This is a genomic window from Sphingomonas albertensis, assembly GCF_014358075.1.
Lineage (GTDB): Bacteria > Pseudomonadota > Alphaproteobacteria > Sphingomonadales > Sphingomonadaceae > Sphingomonas > Sphingomonas albertensis.
In genome coordinates this window covers 36,158-59,376 of sequence record NZ_JACONT010000020.1, presented here as the reverse complement: position 1 = coordinate 59,376, position 23,219 = coordinate 36,158, and the positions used below count along the sequence as shown (strand labels likewise).

General features: G+C 67.2%; 25 protein-coding genes and 1 tRNA gene. 12 read left to right on the top strand and 14 right to left on the bottom strand.

The features are described from left to right. Window positions 1-51: 51 nt before the first annotated feature. The 5 genes from H8S47_RS10635 to glmM form a co-directional block, all read right to left on the bottom strand. The gene (locus H8S47_RS10635) at window positions 52-1,191 is read right to left on the bottom strand and encodes a site-specific DNA-methyltransferase (protein WP_187503842.1); all 1,140 of its coding nucleotides are present in this window, start codon (window positions 1,189-1,191) and stop codon (window positions 52-54) included. A 176-nt stretch (window positions 1,192-1,367) separates the two neighbouring features. Further along, a complete protein-coding gene (locus tag H8S47_RS10630) occupies window positions 1,368-2,006 on the bottom strand; it encodes a ribonuclease HII (protein WP_187503841.1) in 639 nt (212 codons plus the stop codon). A gap of 1 nt (window position 2,007) precedes the next feature. Next, the gene (gene thiD, locus H8S47_RS10625; protein ID WP_187503840.1) at window positions 2,008-2,934 is read right to left on the bottom strand and encodes a bifunctional hydroxymethylpyrimidine kinase/phosphomethylpyrimidine kinase; all 927 of its coding nucleotides are present in this window, start codon (window positions 2,932-2,934) and stop codon (window positions 2,008-2,010) included. Between the two features lie 65 nt (window positions 2,935-2,999). After that, window positions 3,000-3,215, bottom strand: coding sequence for a DUF1272 domain-containing protein (locus tag H8S47_RS10620; RefSeq protein WP_187503839.1), 216 nt, complete (start codon window positions 3,213-3,215; stop codon window positions 3,000-3,002). Next, entirely contained in the window at window positions 3,215-4,555 is a 1,341-nt protein-coding gene (gene glmM / locus H8S47_RS10615; protein WP_187503861.1) for a phosphoglucosamine mutase, read from the bottom strand. Before glmM ends, H8S47_RS10620 begins: the two co-directional genes overlap by 1 nt. A gap of 68 nt (window positions 4,556-4,623) precedes the next feature. Between glmM and H8S47_RS10610 the strand changes: the two genes are divergently transcribed. Together H8S47_RS10610 and H8S47_RS10605 are read left to right on the top strand one after the other, a co-directional pair. Further along, the gene (locus H8S47_RS10610; protein WP_187503838.1) at window positions 4,624-5,898 is read left to right on the top strand and encodes a dicarboxylate/amino acid:cation symporter; all 1,275 of its coding nucleotides are present in this window, start codon (window positions 4,624-4,626) and stop codon (window positions 5,896-5,898) included. Continuing rightward, the gene (locus tag H8S47_RS10605) at window positions 5,873-6,865 is read left to right on the top strand and encodes an aldo/keto reductase (protein ID WP_187503837.1); all 993 of its coding nucleotides are present in this window, start codon (window positions 5,873-5,875) and stop codon (window positions 6,863-6,865) included. Before H8S47_RS10610 ends, H8S47_RS10605 begins: the two co-directional genes overlap by 26 nt. Window positions 6,866-6,923: 58 nt before the next feature. Here the strand turns inward: H8S47_RS10605 and H8S47_RS10600 are convergent, their stop codons facing one another. Beyond that, on the bottom strand, window positions 6,924-7,499 hold the full coding sequence (locus H8S47_RS10600; RefSeq protein WP_187503836.1) for a DUF4337 domain-containing protein: 576 nt from the start codon (window positions 7,497-7,499) through the stop codon (window positions 6,924-6,926). 68 nt (window positions 7,500-7,567) lie between these two features. Here H8S47_RS10600 and H8S47_RS10595 point away from each other — a divergent pair, with 68 nt between their 5' ends. Beyond that, window positions 7,568-8,605: an MBL fold metallo-hydrolase gene (locus H8S47_RS10595; RefSeq protein WP_187503835.1), complete on the top strand. Its 1,038-nt coding sequence runs from the start codon at window positions 7,568-7,570 to the stop codon at window positions 8,603-8,605. Window positions 8,606-8,736: 131 nt separating this feature from the next. Here the strand turns inward: H8S47_RS10595 and H8S47_RS10590 are convergent, their stop codons facing one another. Beyond that, on the bottom strand, window positions 8,737-9,471 hold the full coding sequence (locus tag H8S47_RS10590) for a uracil-DNA glycosylase (RefSeq protein ID WP_187503834.1): 735 nt from the start codon (window positions 9,469-9,471) through the stop codon (window positions 8,737-8,739). Between the two features lie 22 nt (window positions 9,472-9,493). Between H8S47_RS10590 and folK the strand changes: the two genes are divergently transcribed. The 3 genes from folK (at window position 9,494) to H8S47_RS10575 (ending at window position 10,771) form a co-directional block, all read left to right on the top strand. Beyond that, a complete protein-coding gene (gene folK, locus H8S47_RS10585) occupies window positions 9,494-10,000 on the top strand; it encodes a 2-amino-4-hydroxy-6-hydroxymethyldihydropteridine diphosphokinase (protein WP_187503833.1) in 507 nt (168 codons plus the stop codon). Between the two features lie 21 nt (window positions 10,001-10,021). Next, a tRNA-Lys gene (locus tag H8S47_RS10580) sits at window positions 10,022-10,097 on the top strand. A gap of 179 nt (window positions 10,098-10,276) precedes the next feature. Then, complete coding sequence (locus H8S47_RS10575) at window positions 10,277-10,771, top strand: phosphatase PAP2 family protein (protein ID WP_187503832.1); 495 nt, start codon at window positions 10,277-10,279, stop codon at window positions 10,769-10,771. On the opposite strand, the gene H8S47_RS10570 is transcribed toward H8S47_RS10575, so the two are convergent. Next, window positions 10,751-11,584 carry an HpcH/HpaI aldolase/citrate lyase family protein gene (locus tag H8S47_RS10570; protein WP_187503831.1) on the bottom strand — a complete coding sequence of 278 codons (834 nt, stop codon included), beginning with the start codon at window positions 11,582-11,584 and terminating at the stop codon, window positions 10,751-10,753. The genes H8S47_RS10575 and H8S47_RS10570 overlap by 21 nt on opposite strands. Next, a complete protein-coding gene (gene galE / locus H8S47_RS10565) occupies window positions 11,581-12,579 on the bottom strand; it encodes a UDP-glucose 4-epimerase GalE (protein ID WP_187503830.1) in 999 nt (332 codons plus the stop codon). The genes H8S47_RS10570 and galE overlap by 4 nt, the downstream gene beginning before the upstream one ends. Before the next feature lie 59 nt (window positions 12,580-12,638). Here galE and msrA point away from each other — a divergent pair, with 59 nt between their 5' ends. Continuing rightward, window positions 12,639-13,181, top strand: coding sequence for a peptide-methionine (S)-S-oxide reductase MsrA (msrA, locus tag H8S47_RS10560; protein ID WP_187503829.1), 543 nt, complete (start codon window positions 12,639-12,641; stop codon window positions 13,179-13,181). 133 nt (window positions 13,182-13,314) lie between these two features. Here the strand turns inward: msrA and H8S47_RS10555 are convergent, their stop codons facing one another. Next, window positions 13,315-14,319, bottom strand: a complete 1,005-nt coding sequence (locus tag H8S47_RS10555) for an L-threonylcarbamoyladenylate synthase (RefSeq protein WP_187503828.1) — start codon at window positions 14,317-14,319, stop codon at window positions 13,315-13,317. A 46-nt stretch (window positions 14,320-14,365) separates the two neighbouring features. Here H8S47_RS10555 and H8S47_RS10550 point away from each other — a divergent pair, with 46 nt between their 5' ends. Further along, window positions 14,366-16,078 carry an acyl-CoA dehydrogenase gene (locus tag H8S47_RS10550; RefSeq protein ID WP_187503827.1) on the top strand — a complete coding sequence of 571 codons (1,713 nt, stop codon included), beginning with the start codon at window positions 14,366-14,368 and terminating at the stop codon, window positions 16,076-16,078. A gap of 242 nt (window positions 16,079-16,320) precedes the next feature. Further along, entirely contained in the window at window positions 16,321-17,139 is an 819-nt protein-coding gene (locus H8S47_RS10545) for an arylamine N-acetyltransferase family protein (RefSeq protein WP_187503826.1), read from the top strand. 222 nt (window positions 17,140-17,361) lie between these two features. Here H8S47_RS10545 and H8S47_RS10540 read toward each other — a convergent pair whose 3' ends face one another. Both H8S47_RS10540 and H8S47_RS10535 read right to left on the bottom strand, forming a co-directional pair. Continuing rightward, window positions 17,362-17,718: a GntR family transcriptional regulator gene (locus tag H8S47_RS10540; RefSeq protein ID WP_056053547.1), complete on the bottom strand. Its 357-nt coding sequence runs from the start codon at window positions 17,716-17,718 to the stop codon at window positions 17,362-17,364. 37 nt (window positions 17,719-17,755) lie between these two features. Further along, a complete protein-coding gene (locus H8S47_RS10535; protein ID WP_187503825.1) occupies window positions 17,756-18,331 on the bottom strand; it encodes a nitroreductase family protein in 576 nt (191 codons plus the stop codon). 109 nt (window positions 18,332-18,440) lie between these two features. On the opposite strand from H8S47_RS10535, the gene H8S47_RS10530 reads away from it, so the two are divergent. After that, the gene (locus H8S47_RS10530; RefSeq protein WP_187503824.1) at window positions 18,441-20,048 is read left to right on the top strand and encodes a peptide MFS transporter; all 1,608 of its coding nucleotides are present in this window, start codon (window positions 18,441-18,443) and stop codon (window positions 20,046-20,048) included. 51 nt (window positions 20,049-20,099) lie between these two features. On the opposite strand, the gene aguB is transcribed toward H8S47_RS10530, so the two are convergent. Further along, complete coding sequence (aguB, locus tag H8S47_RS10525; RefSeq protein WP_187503823.1) at window positions 20,100-20,948, bottom strand: N-carbamoylputrescine amidase; 849 nt, start codon at window positions 20,946-20,948, stop codon at window positions 20,100-20,102. A gap of 197 nt (window positions 20,949-21,145) precedes the next feature. On the opposite strand from aguB, the gene ung reads away from it, so the two are divergent. Together ung and H8S47_RS10515 are read left to right on the top strand one after the other, a co-directional pair. Then, a complete protein-coding gene (gene ung / locus H8S47_RS10520) occupies window positions 21,146-21,844 on the top strand; it encodes a uracil-DNA glycosylase (protein WP_187503822.1) in 699 nt (232 codons plus the stop codon). Continuing rightward, window positions 21,841-22,140: an alkylphosphonate utilization protein gene (locus H8S47_RS10515; protein WP_136188845.1), complete on the top strand. Its 300-nt coding sequence runs from the start codon at window positions 21,841-21,843 to the stop codon at window positions 22,138-22,140. The genes ung and H8S47_RS10515 overlap by 4 nt, the downstream gene beginning before the upstream one ends. A gap of 66 nt (window positions 22,141-22,206) precedes the next feature. Here the strand turns inward: H8S47_RS10515 and H8S47_RS10510 are convergent, their stop codons facing one another. Continuing rightward, window positions 22,207-23,103, bottom strand: a complete 897-nt coding sequence (locus H8S47_RS10510) for a hypothetical protein (RefSeq protein WP_187503821.1) — start codon at window positions 23,101-23,103, stop codon at window positions 22,207-22,209. Window positions 23,104-23,219 lie beyond the last annotated feature (116 nt).

Genomic DNA, 23,219 nt, shown 5'->3' with positions numbered 1-23,219 from the left:
AAGCAGCCAACCCACCCCCAGCCTCTCCCTTCCAGGGAGGGGAGCAAGACGTCAGACAGTCGTCGCCAGCAGGTACGTCTGGCGGAGGTCGTCGATCGGCTTCAGCCCCTTGTCGCTTTCGTAATGCCAGAAGCTCCAGCCGTTGCAGGCGGGGGCGTTCTGGAGCGTCGAGCCGAGCTTGTGGATCGAACCGATCGTGCCGCAGTCGCTGAGCAGCGAACCATCCGCGCGGATCGTCGCACGCCAGCGGCGCTTCGAGTCGGTCAGGACTGCGCCGGGAGCGAGATACGCGTTCTCGACCAACACGCCGAACGCGACCTTGGGCTGCGTGCGAGGGCTCATCATCGTCGCGAGCGCGGATTCGTCGAGTGGCAATGCCGCCTCGATCCGCTCCTGCGCGGCTTCGATGTAGTCGCCTTCGCGGTCGATGCCGATCCAGCTGCGACCAAGGCGTTTGGCGACCGCGCCGGTCGTGCCGGTACCGAAGAACGGGTCGAGCACCACATCGCCGGGCTTCGTGCACGCCAGCAGGATGCGGTACAGCAGCGCCTCGGGCTTTTGCGTCGGATGCACCTTGGTGCCGTTCTTCTTCAGCCGCTCGGCGCCGCCGCAGGTCGGGAATTCCCAGTCGCTGCGCATCTGGAGTTCGTCGTTGAGCGTCTTCATCGCGCGATAGTTGAAGTGGTATTTCGCCTTTTCGCCCTTCGACGCCCAGATCAGCGTTTCATGCGCGTTGGTAAAGCGGGTGCCGCGGAAGTTGGGCATTGGGTTGGTCTTGCGCCAAACGATGTCGTTGAGGATCCAGTAGCCGAGATCCTGCACCGCCGCGCCGACACGGAAGATGTTGTGGTAGCTGCCGATGACCCAGAGCGCGCCGTCGTCCTTGAGGATACGGCGTGCTTCCTTGAGCCAGGCGCGGGTGAAGCGGTCATAGGCGGCGAAAGTGTCGAACTTGTCCCAGTCGTCGGTGACCGCGTCGACATGGCTGCCGTCGGGGCGGTAGAGTTCGCCGCCGAGCTGGAGGTTGTACGGCGGATCCGCGAAGATCATGTCGATCGAGTTCGACGGGAGCGCCTTCATGTGCTCGATGCAGTCGCCGCGCAGGATCTGGTCGAGCGGGAGGACCGGCTGAACCGCCGGCTCCACTGCCTTTTTCGCACGCGGCCGTGCGATCGTGTCGATCAAACCCATGTTTTCCGCCCCTTATCGACGCCCATAGCGGCGGAATTGTCCGACTCCGTCAAGCAAACATTCGTTAACGGCGTTTCGGTGCGATTCCGTCGCTGCGACCAAACGAGTCTTCGCTGCCCAGATGTTGAGTCGTGGGAGACTCGCGGCTCAAGCCCTTGGGGTGTGGCGCGAAAGACTCAGCTCGTCGTTTCCTGTGCGAAAAGTCCCTCCCGGGCGAGATAGGCGGCGGCGACGGGCGCGAAACTGCGGCGGTGAATCGGCGTGGGGCCGTGTTCGCGGAGCGCGCGCATGTGGTGCGCGCAGCCGTAACCCTTGTTCGAATGCCAGTTATATTCGGGATGTCGGTCGGCGGCGGCGATCATGATCAGGTCGCGGGTATGCTTTGCGACGATCGATGCGGCGGCGATCGACAGAGATTTCGCGTCGCCGCCGACGAGGGGCGTGGCGGGGTAGGTCCAGCGGGGCAAGCGGTTGCCGTCGACCAGGACATGGCCGGGCGCGTGGCCGAGTTCGGTGGCGAGCGCATCGACCGCGAGGGTCATCGCCTTCATCGTCGCCCAGTAGATGTTGAGCGTGTCGATCTCTTCGGGTTCGACGATGCCGATGCCGACGATCGCGCAGCCCTTGAGGCGCGCGCAGAGCCGTTCGCGTGTCGAGGCTGAGAGCTTCTTCGAATCGTCGATGCCGCGGGGGACGCCCTTTGGCGGGAGGATCACGGCGGCGGCCACGACCGGCCCGGCGAGTGGACCACGGCCCGCTTCGTCGACGCCGGCGACGGGGCCGACGCAGAGCTTTTCGTGTTTCATGCCGGGCATTCTAACTCCATCGCGCGGCAAAAGCCTGCGCATCCCAGCCGTCGGGGTCCTTTGCCGCAAGCAGATGATAAAAGGGGGTAGTGTCGAGCGCGTGGCCCATCGGGCCGTGGCCTTGGCCGATACCTGGAGCCGCTGCAAGCGCGGCGCGGACGAACGCGATGGCACGGTCGGTTGCTGTGTCGAGCGTCATGCCTTGCCCCAACCCCGCCGCGATGCCGCTGGCGAGCGTACAGCCGGTGCCGTGCGCGTGGCGGGTTTCGATGCGGGGGTTGGTCCAGCGGGTTTCGCCGGCGTCGGTGACGAGACGGTCGACGATGTAGGGACCTTCGCCGTGGCCGCCTTTTATGAGGACTGCGGGGCCGAGCGCGCGGATCGCGGCCTCGCCGCCAAGGGCTGTGAGTTCGGGGAGGTTGGGGGTTACGAGCGTGGCGATCCGCATGAGGCGGGCGAAGGCGGCGATCGTGTCGCTGTCCGCGAGGACGGAGCCGCTGGTCGCGATCATTACCGGGTCGAAGACGATGGGGATGCTGCTCCCCTCCCTGAAAGGGAGGGGTTGGGGGTGGGTCGGCTCGGGGCCGGTGTCGCGCTCGCCCAGCGGCCTACCCACCCCCAGCCCCTCCCTTCCAGGGAGGGAGGAAAGACGTTCTAGATATGCGGCAACTGCGTTGGCGGTTTCGGCCGAGCCGATCATGCCGATCTTCACCACATCGACGCCGATGTCGGAGACGACGGAGTCGATCTGCGCGAGGACCATGTCGGTCGGGATCTGGTGGACCGCCTGCACGCCGAGCGTGTTCTGCGCGGTGATCGCGGTGACGGCGGTCATCGCGTGGCCGCCGAGCATCGTCACGGTCTTGATATCCGCCTGGATGCCGGCGCCGCCACCTGAGTCCGAGCCGGCGATGATTAGAATTCTGGCCGTCATCACAATCGCTATGGCATAATCGCTGGGCTGTGGGACAGTGAAGGACTCCAGCCGATCGACATTCTATTCTAGTGCCGCCGCCCGCCGCCCGGTTTCTGTGGCGGCGCTTCGCCCAGCCTTGTCGGGCGGTCGAGGAGTTCGCCGCCGCAATTCGGGCAGCGCTCGTCGAGCGCATCCGCGCATTCCGCGCAAAACGTGCATTCGAACGAGCAGATGAACGCGCCCGGTGCAGCCGCGGGAAGCTCGGTGGCGCAGCGTTCGCAGGCGGGGCGCATCTCCAGCATCAGGCGGCCGCCTGCCGCACCGCGTCGCAGATCCGGTCGACGACGCGCTCGACCTGACCGAGATCGTCGCCTTCGGCCATCACGCGGATCACCGGTTCGGTGCCCGACGGGCGAATGACGAGCCGCCCTTTGCCGGCAAGTTCGGCCTCGGCCTCGGCGATCACCGCCTTGACCGCGTCGTGGTCGAGCGGCTTGCCTCCCGCGAACCGCACGTTCTTCAGCAACTGCGGCAAGGGCTCGAACCGGTGGAGGACTTCGCTTGCGGGTGCCCCCGAGCGTTTCACCTCGGCGAGTATCTGGAGCGCCGCGACGAGTCCGTCGCCGGTCGTCGCATAGTCGCTGAGGATGATGTGGCCCGACTGTTCACCGCCGACATTATAGCCGCTGGAGCGCATCTTCTCGAGCACGTGCCGATCGCCGACCGCGGTGCGGACGAGGCCCAGCCCTTGCGCAGCGAGATGGCGTTCGAGGCCGAGGTTGGACATCACCGTCGCGACCAGACCGCCGCCCGCGAGCCGGCCCTGGCGCGCCCAGCTGGCCGCGATCGTCGCCATCAGCTGGTCGCCGTCGACGATCGTGCCGGTCTCGTCGACGACGATCAGGCGGTCCGCGTCGCCGTCGAGCGCGATGCCGATGTCGGCACCGTTCGCGACGACGGCCTCGGCGAGCGCCTGCGGGGCGGTCGAGCCGACGCCATCGTTGATGTTGGTGCCGTTGGGCGTCACGCCGATCGCGACCACATCCGCGCCGAGTTCCCACAGCGCCGACGGTGCGACCTTGTAGGCGGCGCCGTTTGCGCAATCGAGCACGATCCGCATGCCGTCGAGGCGCAGATTCTCCGGGAAAGTCGACTTGGCGAAATGGATGTAGCGGCCCTGCGCGTCCTCGATGCGGCGCGCGCGGCCGATCTGGTCGGAGGTGACGAGCGGGATGTCGCCGTCGATCAGTGCCTCGATCGCCGCCTCGGCCTCGTCCGACAGCTTGTAGCCGTCGGGGCCGAACAGCTTGATGCCGTTGTCGGCGTACGGATTATGGCTGGCGGAGATCATCACGCCGATATCCGCGCGCATCGACTGGGTGAGCATCGCCACAGCCGGCGTCGGCATCGGCCCGACCATGACGACGTCCATGCCGACACTGGTGAAGCCCGCGACCAGCGCGGATTCGAGCATGTAGCCCGACAGCCGGGTGTCCTTGCCGATCACGACGCGGTGGCGGTGATCGCCGCGCTGGAAGTACGCGCCAGCAGCCATGCCGACCTTCATCGCCATCTGCGCCGTCATCGGCGAGACGTTGGTGGCGCCACGAATGCCATCGGTGCCGAAATATTTCCTTGCCATCGCGCGCGCTTTCCGTCCCGTATCGGTGTTCGACGCGTTGATAGCGCGGTCGAACACGAAGGGCGAGCATGTCGCAGGCTACACGGATTCTTACAGCCCTGGTCGGCGGCATCGCGATCGGCATCGCCGCGGCCGCCTGGTCGCCGGCGAACGCGCTGGCGGTGACGGCGGTCACGCAGCCGATCGGCTCGGCATGGCTGCACGGATTGCAGATGGTGATCGTGCCGCTGATCGTCGGGTTGCTGGTCACCGGCATCGGTGCGACGGCCGAGGCTGCGCGGGCCGGACGGATCACCGGCCGTGCGATCCTGATGATCGTTGTCATCCTGTGGAGCACGACGATCATGTCGGCGTTCGTCATGCCGTTGCTGCTCGACCTGTTCCCGCTGCCAGAGAGCCTCAGCACGGCATTGCGCGCGGCGCTGACGACGGCGGCACCGATCGGCACCGTGCCGGGGATCGGCGCATTCTTCGACGGGATCGTGCCGACCAACATCGTCGCGGCGGCGGCGAGCGATTCGTTCCTCTCGCTGACGGTGTTCGCGCTGGCGTTCGCGTTCGCGATCACGCGGCTGCCATCGGCACAGCGTGCGATCCTGACCGGGTTTTTCCAAGCGGTGGTCGATGCGCTGCTGGTGCTGATCGGCTGGGTGCTGAAGCTCGCGCCGATCGGGATCTTCGCGCTCGCGTACGGCGTCGGCGCACGGACCGGGACTGCGGCGTTCGGGGCGTTGCTGCACTATATCGTCTGCGTCTCGGCGATCGGCTTCATCGTGCTGCTCGCGGCGTATCCGGTCGGGATGATCGGCGGGCGCGTGTCGCTCGGGCGGTTCGCGCGGGCGGTCGCACCGGCGCAGGCGGTGGCGATCAGCACGCAGTCCTCGCTCGCGTCGCTGCCGGCGATGCTCAAGGGCTCGGTCGATCTCGGTGCGTCGCCTGCCACCGCGGGCATCGTTCTGCCGCTGGCGGTCGCGATCTTCCGCGCGACCAGCCCGGCGATGAACCTCGCGGTCGCGCTCTACGTCGCGCACTGGCTGGGCGTGCCGATCGGTCCGGCGCAGTTGGCGGCGGGTGTCGCGACCGCGGCGATCACGACGATGAGTTCTGTGTCGCTGCCGGGGACGATCAGTTTCGTCGCCTCGGTCGCGCCGGTTTCGCTCGCAATGGGCGTGCCGATCGAGGCTTTGGGGCTGCTCATCGCGGTCGAGACGGTGCCCGACCTGTTTCGGACCGTCGGCAACGTGACTATGGATACCGCCGTCACCATCTCCGTGTCTGCGCGGTCCGATCACGGGGACGGCGCTCAGGAGATATCCCATGAAATATCGCACGCTCGGCCCTGATTTCGAGGTTTCCGCGCTCGGGCTAGGCTGCATGCCGATGGCCGGCATCGGCAAGGGCATGTACGGCGAGGCCAACACCGACGAGAGCATCGCCACGATCCACCGCGCGATCGAACTTGGCGTGACGCTGTTCGATACCGCCGAGATCTATGGCCCGCTGGTCAACGAGGAACTGCTCGGCAAGGCGATCCGCGGCAAGCGCGACGGCGTCGTGATCGCGACCAAGTTCGGGTTCCGCTACGACGAGAATGGGATGACCGGGGTGGATTCGACACCGGCCAATGTGCGGCGAGCTTGCGAGGGATCGCTGAAGCGGCTCGGGGTCGAGACGATCGACCTGTTGTACCAGCACCGCGTCGATCCGGGCGTGCCGATAGAGGATACGGTCGGCGCGATGGCCGAGCTCGTTCGCGAGGGCAAGGTGCGGCATCTTGGGCTGTCGGAAGCGGGGCTCGACACGATCCGTCGCGCGGCGGCGACGCATCCGATCGCAGCGTTGCAGAGCGAATATTCGCTGTGGGAGCGCGACGTCGAGGAGGCGATCCTGCCGCTGTGTCGCGAACTCGGGATCGGTTTCGTGCCGTATTCACCGCTCGGCCGCGGGTTCCTGACGGGGCAGATCACGGCGCGGTCGGACTTGCCTGAGGGCGACTACCGGCGGAACGACCCGCGCTATTCGGAGGACAACTTCGCCAAGAACATGGAGATGGTCGCGGTGGTGAAGGGCATTGCGGATGCGCATGACGCTTCGCCTGCGCAGATCGCGCTCGCGTGGTTGCTGGCGCAGGGCGACGACATCGTGCCGATCCCTGGGTCGAAACGACGGATCACGCTGGAGGACAGCATGAAGGCGGCGGACATCACGCTGTCGGCCGACGATCTGGCGAAGCTGGATGCGGCGGCGCCGCGGGGCGGGACGGCTGGGCCGCGCTACGGCGAGAAGGCGCTGTCGATGACGCGAATCTAGCGTCCTCGCGCCGAGCGGGGCGGATCGTCGTTCGCGGTCGTCGAAAACGATCTCCCCGCTACAGCCAGGCGAGCCCAGCCAGCAGCGCGCCCACCAAGGCGGCGGCTCCCGCGACCCACAACAACCACCGCCGTCCGGTCAGCGCGGTAATCGAGGCCAACGCGATCGCCACCTGGATCGCGGTGACCGCCAGCGCGAGCTTCATATGCGGCCGCAGCGCTTCATCCGACTCCGCGTTCGCCGCCGCCGATTGTCGGTCGAGCGCCTCCGCCTCCCACTTCAGCCCAGCCCCCCGCGCCTTGTACCGCGCGATATCGGCGCGGTGTGCGGACATTTGGTTCGCATCGGACGCGGGCGGCGCGAGATCGACTTCCATCTGCGCGATATGCCGCTTTAGATCCTCGGCCTGGTAATACCCCCACGCATCCGACGCCTGAGCCTTGATCAGCACCGCCTCGTTCTTGTGGAGCAACGCCTCGTTCTGCGTATGCCCGCCGAGAAAACTGGTGACGGCGGCCAGGGTCGCCAGGATCGCGGTGAACAACGCGATCCGCTGGTCGAGCGCCTCACCACTGGCGGCTCGTTCCTCCGACAGTCGTTCATGCAACCCGCGCACTTCGAAATCATCGCCCATGCTCGCCGCTGTGGCCCTCCGCGCGTGACTGGACCCTGATGATCGGGTGACATATCCGTCAGCGCGCCATGATCCGCACCCGCTCGATATTGCCCGTTCTCGCGCTACTCGCCGGCTGCGCGGCGCCGTCGGTGGAGACCGTTGCCCCGAGCGATCACTTCAACGGCACGCGCTTCTTCAACCCTGACGGCGTGCAGGGCAGTAGCGGCGAACAGAAGCAGGGACCTGTCGCGCTGCTCCGCAATCTGGTGAAGCCGCCCTATCGGAGTTGGCCCGAGGTTCCCGTAACCCCGTCGCGGCCCCCCGCGCGCATCGACGGGCAGACGATGCGCGTCACCTGGATCGGCCATTCGACCGTGCTGGTGCAGACCCAGGGGCTCAATATTCTGACCGATCCCATGTGGCTCGGGCGCTCGTCGCCGGTCCAGTTCCTCGGCGTGAAGCGCGTCCGCCAACCCGGCGTGCGTCTCGCGGACCTGCCCAAGATCGACCTGATCCTGCTCAGCCACGACCACCGCGACCATCTCGACATGACCGCGATGCGAACGCTCTGGCACCGGGACAAGCCACTGATCGTGACGGGTCTCGGCAACGACCAGATCCTCGCCCGCAACGGCGTCCGCGCACTCGCGCGCGACTGGGGCGGGCGCGTGACATTGCGCCCTGGCATCGACGTGATCGTCGAGCGCGCGCATCACTGGAGCGAATACGACCCCGGCGACCGCGACAAGACATTATGGGCGGGCTTCACCGTGACGCTGCCCGGCGGCAATCTGTATTTCGCGGGCGACACCGGGCCGGGCGATATGCGCTGGGCGATCGAAGCGCGCGCGGCGGGTCCGGTCCGGCTCGCGATCCTGCCGATCGGCGCGTATCATTTCGAAGGGCACGAGACAGACAACCACATCGGCCCGGACCAAGCGGTGACGGCGTTCGAACAGCTCGACGCGGCGTATGCGATCGGGGTCCACTGGGGCACGTTCGAGCTGACGTCCGAGGGTATCAACGAACCACCGGAGCACCTCCGCGCAGCGTTGGAACGCGAACACATCGCGGCAGACCGCTTCCGCACGCCGGAGGCCGGCGAGGCCTGGGTCATCGAATAACCGCCAGTCTCCCCTCCCTGGAAGGGAGGGGCTGGGGGTGGGTAGGCCCGCTCAAGCTGCAACCGTTCCACGATCCGGAAACCGACCCACCCCCAACCCCTCCCTTTCAGGGAGGGGAGCAAGGCGGCGCCTCAGACCGTACCGCGTAACGCCAGCGCCCGCTCGAAAACGGCATCGAACATCTCCGCGGTCAGCACGCCCGTATTCACGTTGTAGCGCGAGCAGTGGAAGCTATCGATCAGGATGCGACCGTCGGGCATCACATGCTCGGCGCCATGCGCGAAGCGTGCCTTGGGTAGCCGCCCGCCGAGCATCTTCACCGCCGACTGGTGCGCGATATGCCCCAGCGCCACGAACACGCGGGCGGTCGGCACGGCATCCGCCTGCGTCTCCAGGAACGGCCGGCAGGTGCGGATTTCCTCCGGCGTCGGCTTGTTCTCGGGCGGCAGGCATTTCACCGCGTTGAGAATGATCGCACCGTCGAGCCCCAGACCGTCCTCGGCCTTCGCGCCGTACGTGCCCGTCGCCAGCCCGAACCGCCCAAGCGTCTCGAACAGGAACTGCCCCGCATAATCCCCGGTGAACGCGCGGCCCGTGCGGTTCGCGCCATGCTTGCCGGGCGCGAGGCCGATGATGCCGAGCCACGCGGCAGGATCGCCGAACGCCGGGACGGGCGCGTTCCACCAAGTCGGGAACTCGATCCGCAGCTGTTCGCGCACCGCCACCAGGCGGGGGCAGAGCGGGCAGTCATGCGGCGGCTCGGTCTCGGGGAGTGCCGAGACGGGCGCGAAGACGGCCGTGACGTCGACCTCGCCGGCCTCTTCGACGGTTTCGGGAAGCTCGGTGGTGTAAGGTGTGGAATCCATGGGATTGCGCTAGGCGGACCAAATGTCGCCTGCAACCCCGCTACCGCCGATCGCGCAGGCCGCAACCTACGCGATCGCGCTCGGTTCGAACCGACGTGGCCTTCACGGAAGCCCTCAGCGCGAGATTTCGGCCGCGCTGGAGGCACTCGGCAATGTCCTCGCACGCTCGCCGACCGCTGCCAGCGCGCCGCTAGGGCCCTCGAACCGCTGCTACGCCAACGCCGTCGCGCTGATCGCGTCTACGGAAGACCCCGCCACCCTGCTCGTCCGCCTGAAGCGGATCGAACGCAGCTTCGGGCGCCGCCCCGGCCGCCGCTGGGGCAGCCGCGTGATCGATCTCGACATCATCCTCTGGTCTGGGGGCGCCTGGTCCTCGCCCGGACTCACCGTGCCACACGCCGCTTTCCGCACACGCAGCTTCGTGCTCGGCCCGCTCGCAGGCCTCGTCCCGACATGGCGCGATCCGCTGAGCGGGCGAACGATACGGCAATTGGCGCAATCGGTTGACCGAAAGCGGCCACGCGATTAGGTGCGCGGTCCACGATGGCGGGGGTCCGTAGCTCAGTTGGTAGAGCAAGCGACTTTTAATCGAGAGGTCCCGGGTTCGAGCCCCGGCGGACCCACCATCGACGGCACGCCGCCCGAAGGCGCGCGGCGACGCCTGCCCGCGGTTCTCGCCGGCGCGTCGGTCGCGGCGGTCGGCATCGTCCTCATCCTCCTGGTCGGTCTCGCAGTTGGCCATTGGCCGTTCGCGTTCGATCGGTCGATCATCCTCGGCCTTCGCGCCTGGGGTGGTCCGTCCTGGTTGCCGAAGGTCGCCGCGGACGTCACCGCGCTCGGCGGCGGCATCGTCCTAACGATCGTCGTGGTGATCGTCGCCGGGCTGCTGATCGTCCAGCGGCTCTGGCTGACCGCGATCGCGATCGTCGCAGCCAGCGTTAGTGGCAACATCATCGTCGAGCTGGTCAAACTGCACGTCGCGCGTCCGCGCCCCGATATTGTCCCGCACCTCGTCACGGTCACGCATATGAGCTTCCCCAGCGGACATTCGGCGAACAGTGCGATCGTCTATCTGACGCTCGCCGGCCTCGCCTCGCAGGTGACGCGGGATCGTGCGACGCGGGCGTACATGCTCGTCATCGCGATCCTGCTGGTCGGCGCGATCGGGTGCAGCCGGGTGTATCTCGGCGTACACTGGCCGAGCGACGTGCTGGCCGGGTGGAGCTTCGGCACGCTATGGGCGCTGGCGTGGTGGCTCGCCACCGCCCGCGTGCGCACCTCAATCGGCGGCGAGCGCTAGCAGCGCCTTCGCCGCCTTCAGATGCGGCGCGTCGACCATCCTGCCATCCAACTGGAGAGCGCCCGCGCCCGGATTGGCGGCGAACAGGTCGACGATCGCCTGGGCATGCGCGCGCTCTTCGTCCGACGGCGTGAAGGCCGCATTGATCACCGCGACCTGGCTCGGGTGGATCGCCATCATCCCCGTGAACCCGTCGCGACGACCGCGCGCGGCATAGGCGGCAAGTCCGTCTAGGTCGCGGAAATCGGGATAGACCGTCTCGATCGCCGCCACGCCCGCGGCATGCGCGCCGAACAGCGTCAGCGACCGCGCGAGCTGATACGGCGCGGTGTACGACCCGTCCGCCTCGCGCGCGGTCGCCGCGCCGATCGCCGCAGGCAGGTCCTCCGCGCCCCAGGTCAGCCCGACGAGCCGATCCGTGACGCCGCCATAGCTGCCGAGCGCGAAGATCGCCGCGGGCGTCTCGGTCGCGATCGGCAGGATGGCGATCTTGCCGCTAAGTCTGGCATCGAGCGCGGCAAGGCTCACGGCGCCCTCCGCCTTCGGCAGCACGATGCCATCCGGATTGGCCGAGAGCACGGCCGCGAGGTCGTCGTCCGCGAGCCCCGAATCGAGCGGGTTGATCCGCACGAACAACGGTATCGTCCGAGGCTCGGCAAGGAACGTCGCGACGCATTCTCGCGCCGCCACCTTGGCACCCGGCGCGACCGAATCCTCCAGGTCGAGGATCAGCGCGTCCGCGCCCAGCCCGAGCGCCTTGACCATCCGCTCGGGTCGATCGCCCGGCACGAACAGCAGCGAGCGAAGTCTCACCGGCCTTTCTCCGCCAGCGCGCGCTCCCACGCCAGCGCATCGCGGACGATCCCGTCGAGATCGGCGTGGCGCGGCGTCCAGTCGAGCCTTTCCAGGATCGCGCGATTGTCCGAGATCAGCATCGCCGGATCGCCCGCGCGGCGCCCTTCCAAGCGACGCTCGATCGTCCGATTGGTAACCTTGTCGACCGCGTCGAGCACGTCGAGCACCGAGAAGCCCTTGCCGTAGCCGGCATTGAGCGTGTGGCTCTTGGTCGGTTCGGCGATCAGCACGTCGAGCGCGGCGACGTGCGCGGCGGCAAGGTCGGTGACGTGGATGTAGTCGCGCACGCCGGTGCCGTCGGGCGTATCGAAATCCGTGCCATAGACACCGACCGCGTCGCGCTTGCCGGTCGCCGCCTCGACCGCGATCTTGATCAGGTGCGTCGCGCCGACGGTGGATTGCCCGCTGCGCCCCTGCGGATCGGCGCCGGCGACGTTGAAGTAGCGCAGAGCGGCGTAGTTCATCGGGTGCGCCGCGGCGACGTCGCGCAGCATCGCCTCGGTCATCAGCTTCGACATGCCGTACGGGTTGATCGGCACGGTCGGATCGCCCTCAGCGACCGGCACCTTCTCGGGTGTGCCATAGGTCGCGGCAGTCGACGAGAAGATGAAGTGGGGGACGCCCTCGACCACGGCGCTCTCGATGAGCGCCCGGCTCGCGGCGGTGTTGTTGCGATAATATTTGAGCGGATCGCTGACCGATTCGGGCACCACGACGGAGCCGGCGAAATGCATGATCGCGCGGACGTTGTGGTCGCGGATCGCCGCACGGACCTTCGCATCGTCGGCGACGTTTGCCTCGACCAGTGCCGCGCGGCGGTCGACCGCCCAGTCGAATCCCGTGACGAGGTTGTCGAGCACCACGACGTCATAGCCTGCGTCGAGCAGCGCCAATACCGCATGGCTGCCGATGTAACCGGCGCCGCCGGTGACCATAACCTTACCGTCGATCATACGCGTCTCCTCTTTGTTGCGCGGTAGCGGCTTCCTACATTGGCGGAAAGGAGATCGTTATGACGGATTATGTGACGCTGGCCGGCGGCTGCTTCTGGTGCACCGAGGCTGTGTTCAAGGACGTGATCGGCGTCGAGAGCGCCGAGAGCGGCTATATCGGCGGGACCGTGCCCAACCCGACCTACAAGCAGGTCTGCGGCGGCGACACCGGTCATGCCGAGGCGATCCGGATTGGGTTCGACCCCGAGCAACTCAAGATTGGCGACCTGCTCGACATCTTCTTCGCGACGCACGACGCGACGACGCTGAATCGGCAGGGCAACGACGTCGGTACGCAGTACCGCTCGGCGATGTTCCCGGCGGACGACGCGCAGAAGGCCGAGATGCAGGCCGCGCTTGAGCGGGCGCAGGTGGCTTCGCCCAAGCCGATCGTCACGACGATCGAGCCGATGGATACGTGGTACGAGGCCGAGGGCTATCACCAGGATTACTGGGAGACGTCGGGCCGCTCGAACCCGTATTGCATGGCGGTGATTCCGCCCAAGCTGCAGAAGCTCCGCAAGAGCTTCGCGGCGCGGTCGAAGGCGGCGGTGAACGCGTAAGGCAGAATGGGTTCACGCGAAGGCGCGAAGGCGCGAAGGCGCAAAGATGTAGAGCGTGGATAGTCCGTCCCGGCCTATCAAAACGCTTGAAACCTCTTCGCGCCTTTGCGCCTTCGCGTGAACCGATCTTCTTTTAACGATGCGAAGCACGGCGAAGACGATCGTTGATCGCTTCGCCGATGCCGTCGAACGGGATCGGTGCGACGGCGATCTTCGGGCTCTCGTTCGCATCGGCGGCGTGGAGCAGATCGAACAGCTTCGCGGCCGCCTCGAGGAGATTTCCTGAGGCGGATAGGGTCACGTCGCCCGCAACGTCACCAAAACCGATCAGCCACTCGCCAGAATTTGCCTCTGTCGCATGCAACCGAAGCGCCTTGCTCGGCGCGTAGTGGCTTTCAAGTTGACCGGGCGCAGTAATCGCACTCCCCCCCGGCGAAGGCCGGGGCCCAATTGGGGGACAATCAGGGTGTAAGTCGTGCTCCGTTACATCCGACGTTCCAATTGGGCCCCGGCCTTCGCCGGGGAGGTGCGCTAAGAGCGCTTCGGCAGTGATCGGCCCTGGCCGCAACACCGTCCGCCCCGCCACGATCGTCGACTCCAGCCCAGCCTCGGTAGCCCCATCGTCGATGATCAACGGCACGTTCCCCCCCAAACTCCTCGCAACATGCGCCGCGGTCGTCGGACTGATCCCCCCGCTCACATTGGCCGAGGGCGCTGCCAACGGCCGGCCCGAAGCGGCGATCAACCCCTGCATGGCGCGATGCCGGGGCACCCGGATCGCGATCGTCACCAACCCCGCCGTCACCAGCGAAGCGATCCCCGAATCCTCCCGCACCGGCAGCACCAACGTCAGCGGCCCCGGCCAGAACGCCGCCGCCAGCGCGCGCGCCTCGGCATCGAACACCGCGATCCGCTCGGCCGCCGCCAGATCCGCCACATGCACGATCAGCGGATTGAAACTCGGGCGCCCCTTGGCGGCGTAGATCCGCGCCACTGCCTGGGCGTTGGTGGCGTCCGCCGCGAGTCCGTATACCGTCTCGGTCGGCACCGCGACGATACCCCCGCCGCGAATCAACGTAGCCGCCTCGGCGATCGCCGCCGTGCCGTAAGGTAAAATCACAGGGTGTGGACGGACCATTTCACAGGCCTATAGCGGGTCCAAACCGTAGCGATAAGAGGATGCGATGGCCTTCACCCCAGCAACCACCGAACAGCGATTCCTGCTCGACCATGTCGTGCGGATCGACCAACTTGCCGCGACCGAGCGCTATGCCGCCGCCAGCGACGACGTCGTCGACGCGGTCCTCGAAGGGGTTGGGCAGTTCGCCGCCGGCGAATGGGCCCCGCTCAACCGCGCCGGCGACACCGTCGGCGCGAAGTGGACCCCGGACGGCGTTGTCATGCCCGACGGCTTCGCGCAGGCGTACAAGGATTATGTCGAGGGCGGCTGGGGCACGATCGGCGTCGAGGAGGAGTGGGGCGGGCAGGGCCTCCCGTTCGCGATCCAGACCGCGGTGCTCGACACGCTCGGCTCGGCCAATATGGGCTTTGCGCTCTGCCCGACGCTGACCGTCGGTGCGATCGAGGCGCTCCAGCATCACGGCTCGCCCGAGCAGCAGGCGCTCTATTTGCCCCATCTCGCGACCGGCGAGTGGACCGGCACGATGAACCTCACCGAGCCACAGGCGGGCTCCGACGTCGGCGCATTGCGCGCGACGGCGACTCCCCTCGGTGACGGCAAGTGGAGCATCAAGGGCACCAAGATCTACATCTCGTTCGGCGACCACGACATGGCGCCGAACATCGTCCACCTCGTCCTCGCGCGGACACCGGGCGCACCGGCGGGCACCAAGGGCATCTCGCTGTTCCTCGTCCCCAAGTACCGCCTCGACGAAGACGGCACGCCGGGCGACTTCAACGACGTCCGCGTCGTCTCGATCGAGCACAAGATGGGCCTCCACGCCTCGCCCACCTGCGTCTTGAGCTTCGGCGACAACGACGACTGCGTCGGTGAGCTGATCGGCGCGGAACTCGGCGGTATCCGCGCGATGTTCACGATGATGAATAACGCGCGCCTCAACGTCGGCCTGCAGGGCGTCCAGGTCGCCGAGGGCGCCACCCAAGGGGCGGTTGCCTACGCGCTCGACCGCGTCCAGTCCCCCCGGGCCGGTTCGCCGAACAAGGAGTCGGTCAAGATCGTCGAGCATCCCGACGTCCGCCGCATGCTCATGCGGATGAAGGCGCAGACCCAGGCGGCGCGCGCGCTCGTCTATTACGCGGCGGGCCAAGTCGACCGCGCCAATCTCGGCGACCACGCCGCGCGCAACCGGCTCGAACTCGTCACGCCGCTTGCCAAGGCGCACGGCACTGATCTCGGCAACGAGGTCGCCTCGCTAGGCATCCAGGTCTATGGCGGCATGGGCTATGTCGAGGAAACTGGCGCCGCACAGTATTTCCGCGATGCCCGCATCACCCCGATCTACGAAGGCACGAACGGCATCCAGGCGGCGGACCTGGTCGGCCGCAAGCTGGGGTTAGACAATGGCGGCGCGTTCGCCGCGCTGATCGCCGACATCCGGGCGGAAGCGAAGGACGAACGCCTCTTGGCACTGGTCGATGCCTGCGAAGCGATCGGGCGCAGACTCGCCACCGCGAACGCCGACGACAAGCTGGCCGCGAGCTATCCCTTCCTGACGATGCTATCGGTCGCCACCTGCGGCTGGCTGATGGAACGCCAGGGCAGCGTCGCCGGCACCGACGACTTCGGCAGAATGAAGACTGCGGCGGTGCGCTTCTACCTCGACCAGATCGTCCCCGAAGCGATGGGCCTCAACGCCGCCGCCAACGCCAGCGCGGCAGTCCTCTACTCGATCGAGCCGGAACTCTTCGCCGCCTGATCGCCCCCTGACGAAAGCCCGGACCCAGCGTCCCTCTAATCCTCCCCCGCAAGGGGGAGGTGGCGCCGGAGGCGACGGAGGGGGAGGACACGGAACAGAGGTTCTACCCGACCTCCCCCTCCGTCTGGCAAGCGCCAGCCACCTCCCCCTGGCGCGGGAGGATTGAAGGTCGCGTCGCCCTACTCGACGGCTGCTCGCGGCAAACGGTATGGGGGCAGGGGAATTATGGGAAACCCTGCCTGATGTTCGATCTCGAAGCCTACCTCACCCGCGTCGCCATGCCGGCGCGTCCGACCCTCGACTCGATCGGTCTCGGCCGGCTCCAGCAGGCGCACCGGTTCGCCATCCCGTTCGAGGATCTCGACGTCGTCCTCGGCCGCGGCATCGCGATCGACAGCGAGTCGGTCTTCGCCAAGCTCGTGACCGCCCGCCGCGGCGGCTATTGCTTCGAACATAACCGGCTGTTCCTCGATGCCCTCACTGAACTCGGCTTCACCGCTCGCCCGCTGCTCGCGCGTGTCTGGTATGCCGCGACCGACGTGCCGCCACCGCAGACGCATACGTTTGCGCTGGTGACGATCGACGGGCAGGACTGGATTGCCGACACCGGCTTCGGCGGCAGCTATACGCCGGTCCTCCCGCTCGCCGACGGCGCCGAGGCGGCAGCCCCCGATGGCGCGAGCTTCCGGCTGGAATCGACCGAGCAAGGCTGGATGCTGCTCCGCGACGGTGATCCCATGACTACCGACGGCCGCGGATCGGGTGAGGGGTTTCAGCCGCAATACAGCTTCACGTTGGCCACCGTGTTCGACGCCGATCTCGCGCTGTCGAACCACTGGACCTCGACCGCGCCGTCCAGCCGTTTTACGCACACCGCGATCGCCAGCATCGTCCTCCCGAACGGGTTCGCGTCGCTGATCGGGCGCAATTATCGCCGGCGTTCCGGCACGGACACAACCGTCGGCGAGATCACTGACCCGCGCGTGTACCGAATCCGCATGAGCCTGTTGTTCGGGATCGACCTGAGCGTCGAGGATGTCGCCGCGCTGGGATTGTTCTGAAGTTCAACCCCACTGCCGTTCGTGCTGAGTAGCGACCGAGTAGCTGCGTCAGCAGCGTATCGAGGGCGCGTATCGAAGTATGGGTTCCGCGCGCCAACCTGTCCTTCGATACGTCCTCTCGCTACGCCGCTTCGCGCCTACTCGACGACTACTCAGGACGAACGGAAGGGGACAGGACGTAGGACGGAACAAGGGAATGCAGAACGAATGACGGGAGGGGTTTCAGGCCCGCTCGCGCTCCAGCAGGTCATGCGCATCCAACCCCAGCAGATCGATATGCCCCAAGATCCGCGGCCACTGCGTCGTCACGAAATTCTCGCGCTCGGCCACGCGCAACGCTTCCGCCGCACCCGGCATCACGAACATCCCGACGCCGCGCCGGACCTCGACATAGCCGTCGTCCTGAAAGCTCTGATACGCCTTGGCGACCGTCAGCGGATTGGCCCCCTGCTCGGCGGCGAACGCGCGTACCGACGGCAACTGGTCGCCCGCACGATAGTCGCCACGGAGTATCCCCGCCGCGATCGTGCTGCGGAGGCGGATGTACACGGGGCTGTCGTCGCTGCTGAGCGCTGTCATGCTGTTCTAATACAGCAATCGGGCGATTAGTCGAGTCTCACGATCCCCAGTGCGAGACGAGGCGTGCCATATCGGGGCGGGGGCGTTCGTCGAGCGCGCGCGACGGCGTGCCGATGAACATGAACCCGGCGATCCGCTCCGACGCGGACCCGAACGCATCGCGTACCGTATCCGAGAACGCCGCCCAGCCGGTCAGCCAGCCGCCCGCGAAACCTTCGGCATGGACCGCATGGAGCAGGTTCATGCACGCCGCCCCCGCCGACAATTCCTGCTCCCACACCGGAATCTTGCTCTCCTTCGGCGACGACAGGACAACGACCAAAGTCGGCGCCTGTTGCGCGAACTGGTCGAGCGATTCCAGTTCCAGCCGCGACGCATTGGGCCGCTCGGCGAGATAGGCGTCGGTGATCAGCCTCGACAGCGCCGCGCGCCGCTCGTCACCGACCACCACGAACCGCCACGGCGCCAGCTTGCCGTGATCGGGTGTCCGCGCCGCGATCTCCAGGATCGTCGCCAGCTGGTAGGAGTCTGGCCCCGGCGCGATCAGGTCGCGCGGCTTGCCCGAGCGGCGGGTGGCGAGAAGCGAGAGCGGCGTCGAGCGGTCGTTGAGCATGCCTCGGCAGATAGGCTTTGGCGTCTGATATTTACAGTCCGGGCTTTGTCGTTAAGTTGCACGCCATCAAGCGCCCGTCAGCGGCGCACACACGGAGCATCACCACCACATGGCCAGCGCAATCCCCAAGGCGAGCAGGGGCAGCGGCGTTCCTGCCGATGCAAAGACGTTTTTCGGGCACCCGCGCGGGCTGTTCATGCTGTTCTTCGCCGAGCTGTGGGAACGCTTCTCGTTCTACGGCATGCGTGCGATCCTGGTGCTGTACCTCACCAAGCACTTCCTGTTCGCCGAGCAGCCGGCCTATGCGATCTATGGCGCGTACACCTCGCTGGTCTACATCACGCCGATCATCGGCGGCTATCTCTCCGATCGGTTCCTGGGACCACGCAAGGCGGTGCTCGCGGGGGGCGTGTTCATCACGCTCGGCCATCTGCTGCTCGCGGTCGTCGAGGCACCGCAGGGCGTACAGGGCTCCGCGCTCAACGGCTTCTATCTGGGCCTCGCCTTCATCATCGTCGGCACGGGCTTCCTGAAGGCGAACATCTCGGTGCTCGTCGGCCAGCTTTACGCGCGCGACGACATGCGCCGCGATGGTGCGTTCTCGATCTTCTACATGGGGATCAATACCGGCGCGTTCGTCGGCCCGATCGCGGTCGGGATCCTCGGCGAGACGGTCGGCTGGTCGTACGGCTTCGGGGCCGCCGGGATCGGCATGGCGCTGGGTCTGGTCGTGTTCGTGCTGTTCCGGCGCGAACTCTATGACGTCGGCGAGTCCCCCGCCCCCGAAAAGCTGGCGTCGAAGCCGATCGCAGGGCTATCGGTCGAATGGCTGATCTATCTCGGCGGGCTCGCAGGCGTGGCGGTATCGTGGTGGCTGGTGCGCAGCCAGGGCGTCGTCGGCACCGCGCTGATCGTCGCATCGCTCGCGACGGTCGGCTACATCCTGTGGACCGCGGTCGCCAAGCTGCCGCGCGTCGACCGCGACCGGATCTTCGCCGCGCTGTTCCTGATCGCGCTCGCGCCGCTGTTCTGGGCCCTGTTCGAACAGACCGGGTCGTCGCTGAACGTCTACACCGACCAGTCGGTCGACCGCGTCGTGTTCGGCTGGTCGATACCCGCCTCGGTGTTCCAGTCGGTCAATCCGTTCTTCATCATCACGCTGGCGCCGGTGTTCGCGGCGATCTGGACGCGGCTCGGGCGGGCGGGACGTGAGCCGAGCGCGCCGTTCAAGTTCGGCATCGGGCTGATCCTGGTCGGTGCAGGCTTCTTCGCGCTGACGCTTGGCGCACCGGCACAGGGGCTGACGCCAGCGATCTTCGTCGTCCTGCTCTACATGCTGCACTCGATGGCGGAGCTCTGTTTCTCGCCGATCGGTCTGTCGTCGATGACGCGTCTGTCGGTGCCGAGCATGACCGGGCTGATGATGGGCACGTGGTTCCTCGCGACGGCGGGCGGGAACTTCCTTGCCGGGCTGATCGCACAGGCGACCGGCGGCGAGGGCGCCGGCGTCGAACGGGTGCTGGAAGTGTACGGCCGGATCGGCTGGGTCGCGATCGGGATCGGCGCGGTCGTGCTGGTACTCGCACCGTTCGTCACCAGGCTGATGCACCTCGACCAGCTGGGTTCGGTCGACCACGCGATGGCCGGGCAGAACGAACTGGGCGAGCCGGGTGCCGCCGGGCTCGATACGCGCGGCGAGCAGGTCCCGCGGGGGTGAAGCCGCCCCCCCCTTTGCGGGGCGGGCGTTCGACGCGGTTCGTGCGGAGTATCAGATGTCCTGGACGAGGCGTCCGTACAGGTCGGGGCGACGATCGCGGAAGAAGCCGAAAGCGGCGCGGTGGCGCTTGACGATTTCGAGGTCGATCGTCGCGGTGATCACGCCTTCGTCCTCACGGCCTAGCTCCGCCAGGATATCGCCACGCTCGTCGGCGATGAAGCTGGTGCCGTAGAAGGTCTGCCCGTGCTCGACGCCGACGCGGTTGGCGGCGACGATCGGCACGACATTGCTGACCGCGTGGCCGACCATGGCGCGCCGCCAGAGCCGCGCGGTGTCGAGGCTGGTATCATGCGGCTCGCTGCCGATCGCGGTCGGGTAGAACAGCACTTCGGCGCCCATCAGCATCATCGCGCGGGCGGTCTCGGGATACCATTGATCCCAGCAGACGCCGACGCCGAGCTTGCCTGCCGGATGCGGCCACACCTTGAATCCGGTATTGCCGGGGCGGAAGTAGAACTTCTCCTCGTAGCCGGGGCCGTCGGGGATGTGGCTCTTGCGGTAGACGCCCTGCACGTTGCCGTCGGGGCCGATCATCGCGAGGCTGTTGTAATGATGCGGACCGTCCGCCTCGAAGAAGCTGGTCGGGATCGTCACCTTGAGCGCCTCGGCGAGCGCCTGCATCGCGAGCACGGCCTTGTGCTCGCCGACAGGGGCGGCGTTGGCGAACAGGCCTTCGTCCTCGACGCGGCAGAAATACTCGCCTTCGAACAGCTCGGGCGGCAGGATCACCTGCGCGCCTTTGGCAGCGGCCTCGTGGACGAGGCGCGAGACGTTGGCGATGTTGCGGTCGATGTTGGGCGTGAAGCCCAGCTGCAGCGCGGCGACGGTGATCTCGGTCATGGTGGCGCATATAATGAGGGGGGACGCGATGTGCGAGCCTTTCGCTTCGCATCGAGACCCGCTCGGTCGCCGTTCCCCCGCGGAGGCGGGGGTCCAGGGTTACGGGCGTTGCCCTGCGAGATCCTGGGCCCCCGCCTCCGCGGGGGAACAAGAGGGGTGATTGACACGCGGCTTGCCTGTCCGACATGGCGCGCGGCATGACACCCCCTTCCCTTCCCCCAAGCTGGCAGGCGCTCGCCCCTGAGTTCGAGGCGCCGTACATGCGGGCGCTCGACGCGTTTTTGGAGGGTGAGCGGGCGGCGGGAGCTCGGGTGTTTCCGGCAGATGCCGACCGGTTTCGCGCGCTGGAACTGACGCCGCTCGATCAGGTGCGGGTCGTGATCCTGGGGCAGGATCCGTATCATGGCGAGGGGCAGGCGCATGGGCTCAGCTTCTCGGTGCGCAAGGGTGTGCGGACGCCGCCTAGCCTGGTGAACATCTACAAGGAGCTGGAGGCGGATCTCGGGATCCCGCGGGCGTCGCACGGCATGCTCGATCATTGGGCGGCACAGGGCGTGCTGCTGCTCAACGCGGTGCTGAGCGTGCGAATGGGCGAGGCGGCGTCGCACCAGAAGCGCGGGTGGGAGCGGTTTACCGATGCGGTGATCGCGGCGGTGAACGCGCAGGACAAACCGGTCGTGTTCCTGCTGTGGGGGGCGTATGCGCAGAAGAAGGCGGCGTTCGTCGACGATGTGAGCAAGGGCGGGCGGCATCTGGTGATCCAGTCCGCGCACCCGTCGCCGCTGGCGGCACGGACCGGGTTCTTCGGATCGCGGCCGTTCAGCCGGGCCAACGCCTTTCTCGAAACCCATGGGCGCGCGCCGATCGACTGGGCGCTGCCGGAGACCGATCGATGAGCGACGAATACGTGTATGACGAGGCGACCGGCGAGTGGGTTGCGGGCGGTGCGGCGACCGCGGTGGCGGCGGATGACGGCGCGGTGGTGGTGCGCGATTCGGTTGGGAACGTGCTGGCGGACGGCGATCAGGTTACGTTGATCAAGGACCTGACCGTGAAGGGTGCGGGGCAGACTTTGAAGCGCGGGACGGTGATCAAGTCGATCCGGTTGACCGGCGACGCGCAGGAGATCGACTGTCGGTACGAGGGGATCAAGGGGCTGGTGCTACGCGCGGAGTTCGTTCGGAAGCGTTGAGGCTTTCGCGTTGATCCTGCGGGATTAATCGAAAAGAAGATTAGGCCGGGTTAGGCCAACACGCGGTCACTCGTCATCGTAGTCGTCGTCGTCGTGATTGCCGTAAGGCGACGGCGGATAGCCGGTCGGCGGCGGGGCGACGCCGATCTTTGCCCATTCGAGGCGGCGGTCGAACTCTATGTCGGCCACGCGCTGCTCCTCGATGCGGTGCGATCGGTCGCGGAGGATCTGGCCGGACGCGTCCTGCGGCAGGACGAAATCGGCACCGCCCAGATCCTGGATGTCCTGGAGCCGGTCGCACAGGGCTTGCTCCGTAAGCAGTGCCTCGGGATGATCGGGCGTGGCCGGTCCGAGCAGCGCGATGGCCTGCGCGACGGAGGCGATGCGCGGCGCTTCGGGCCGGTCACGGTCGTGCGGAGCCGAGATCGTGCGGTGCGCGTGGCCGTAGCGTTCGGGCATGTGCGCGCGCAGGAGGAACATGATCATCCGGTCGCTGTATTTATAGCGGCACGCGATCCGGTGGCCGCTCTTGTCGAACACCGGCACCTCCACCCCGTTCATCGCGCGCTCCAGCGCGAGATCGGCGAGCCGCGTGACGCCCGATTGCACGGCCGCGGTCCAGGCGACGGCGAACTGTTCGGCACCGGGCGCGCGGCGCAGCGCGTAGCAACTGTTGACCGACATATCGACCTGCGTCGCGGCGGCGGTGACCGAGCCTGTGTCGGCGAGGTGTTCGATGAAGATGCGCTGCTTGGCGTGGCTCCAGCCGTCGGGGCGGCGCTGGCGTGGGACGGGGACCCAGACGTAATCGGCGGGATCAAACCCGTCGAGGATCGCGCGGGGATCGTCCTCCTCGACGATGCAGGTCTGCGGGACGTTGGCGTTGGCGTTGGCGGCGGGGGCGAGCGCGGGGACGGCGCGGTCGGACATCGCCATTTCCGGCTGCGGCATCGGAGCTGTCATTGCCCGGGCAGGTTCGCAATCGGCAAAGTCGATCGCGCCGTTGGGAGCCGGGGCGACGGCGGGTGCGACGACCGGACGGCCGCGTGGGTCTGATGCTTTGGTCATCGCGGGAGCGG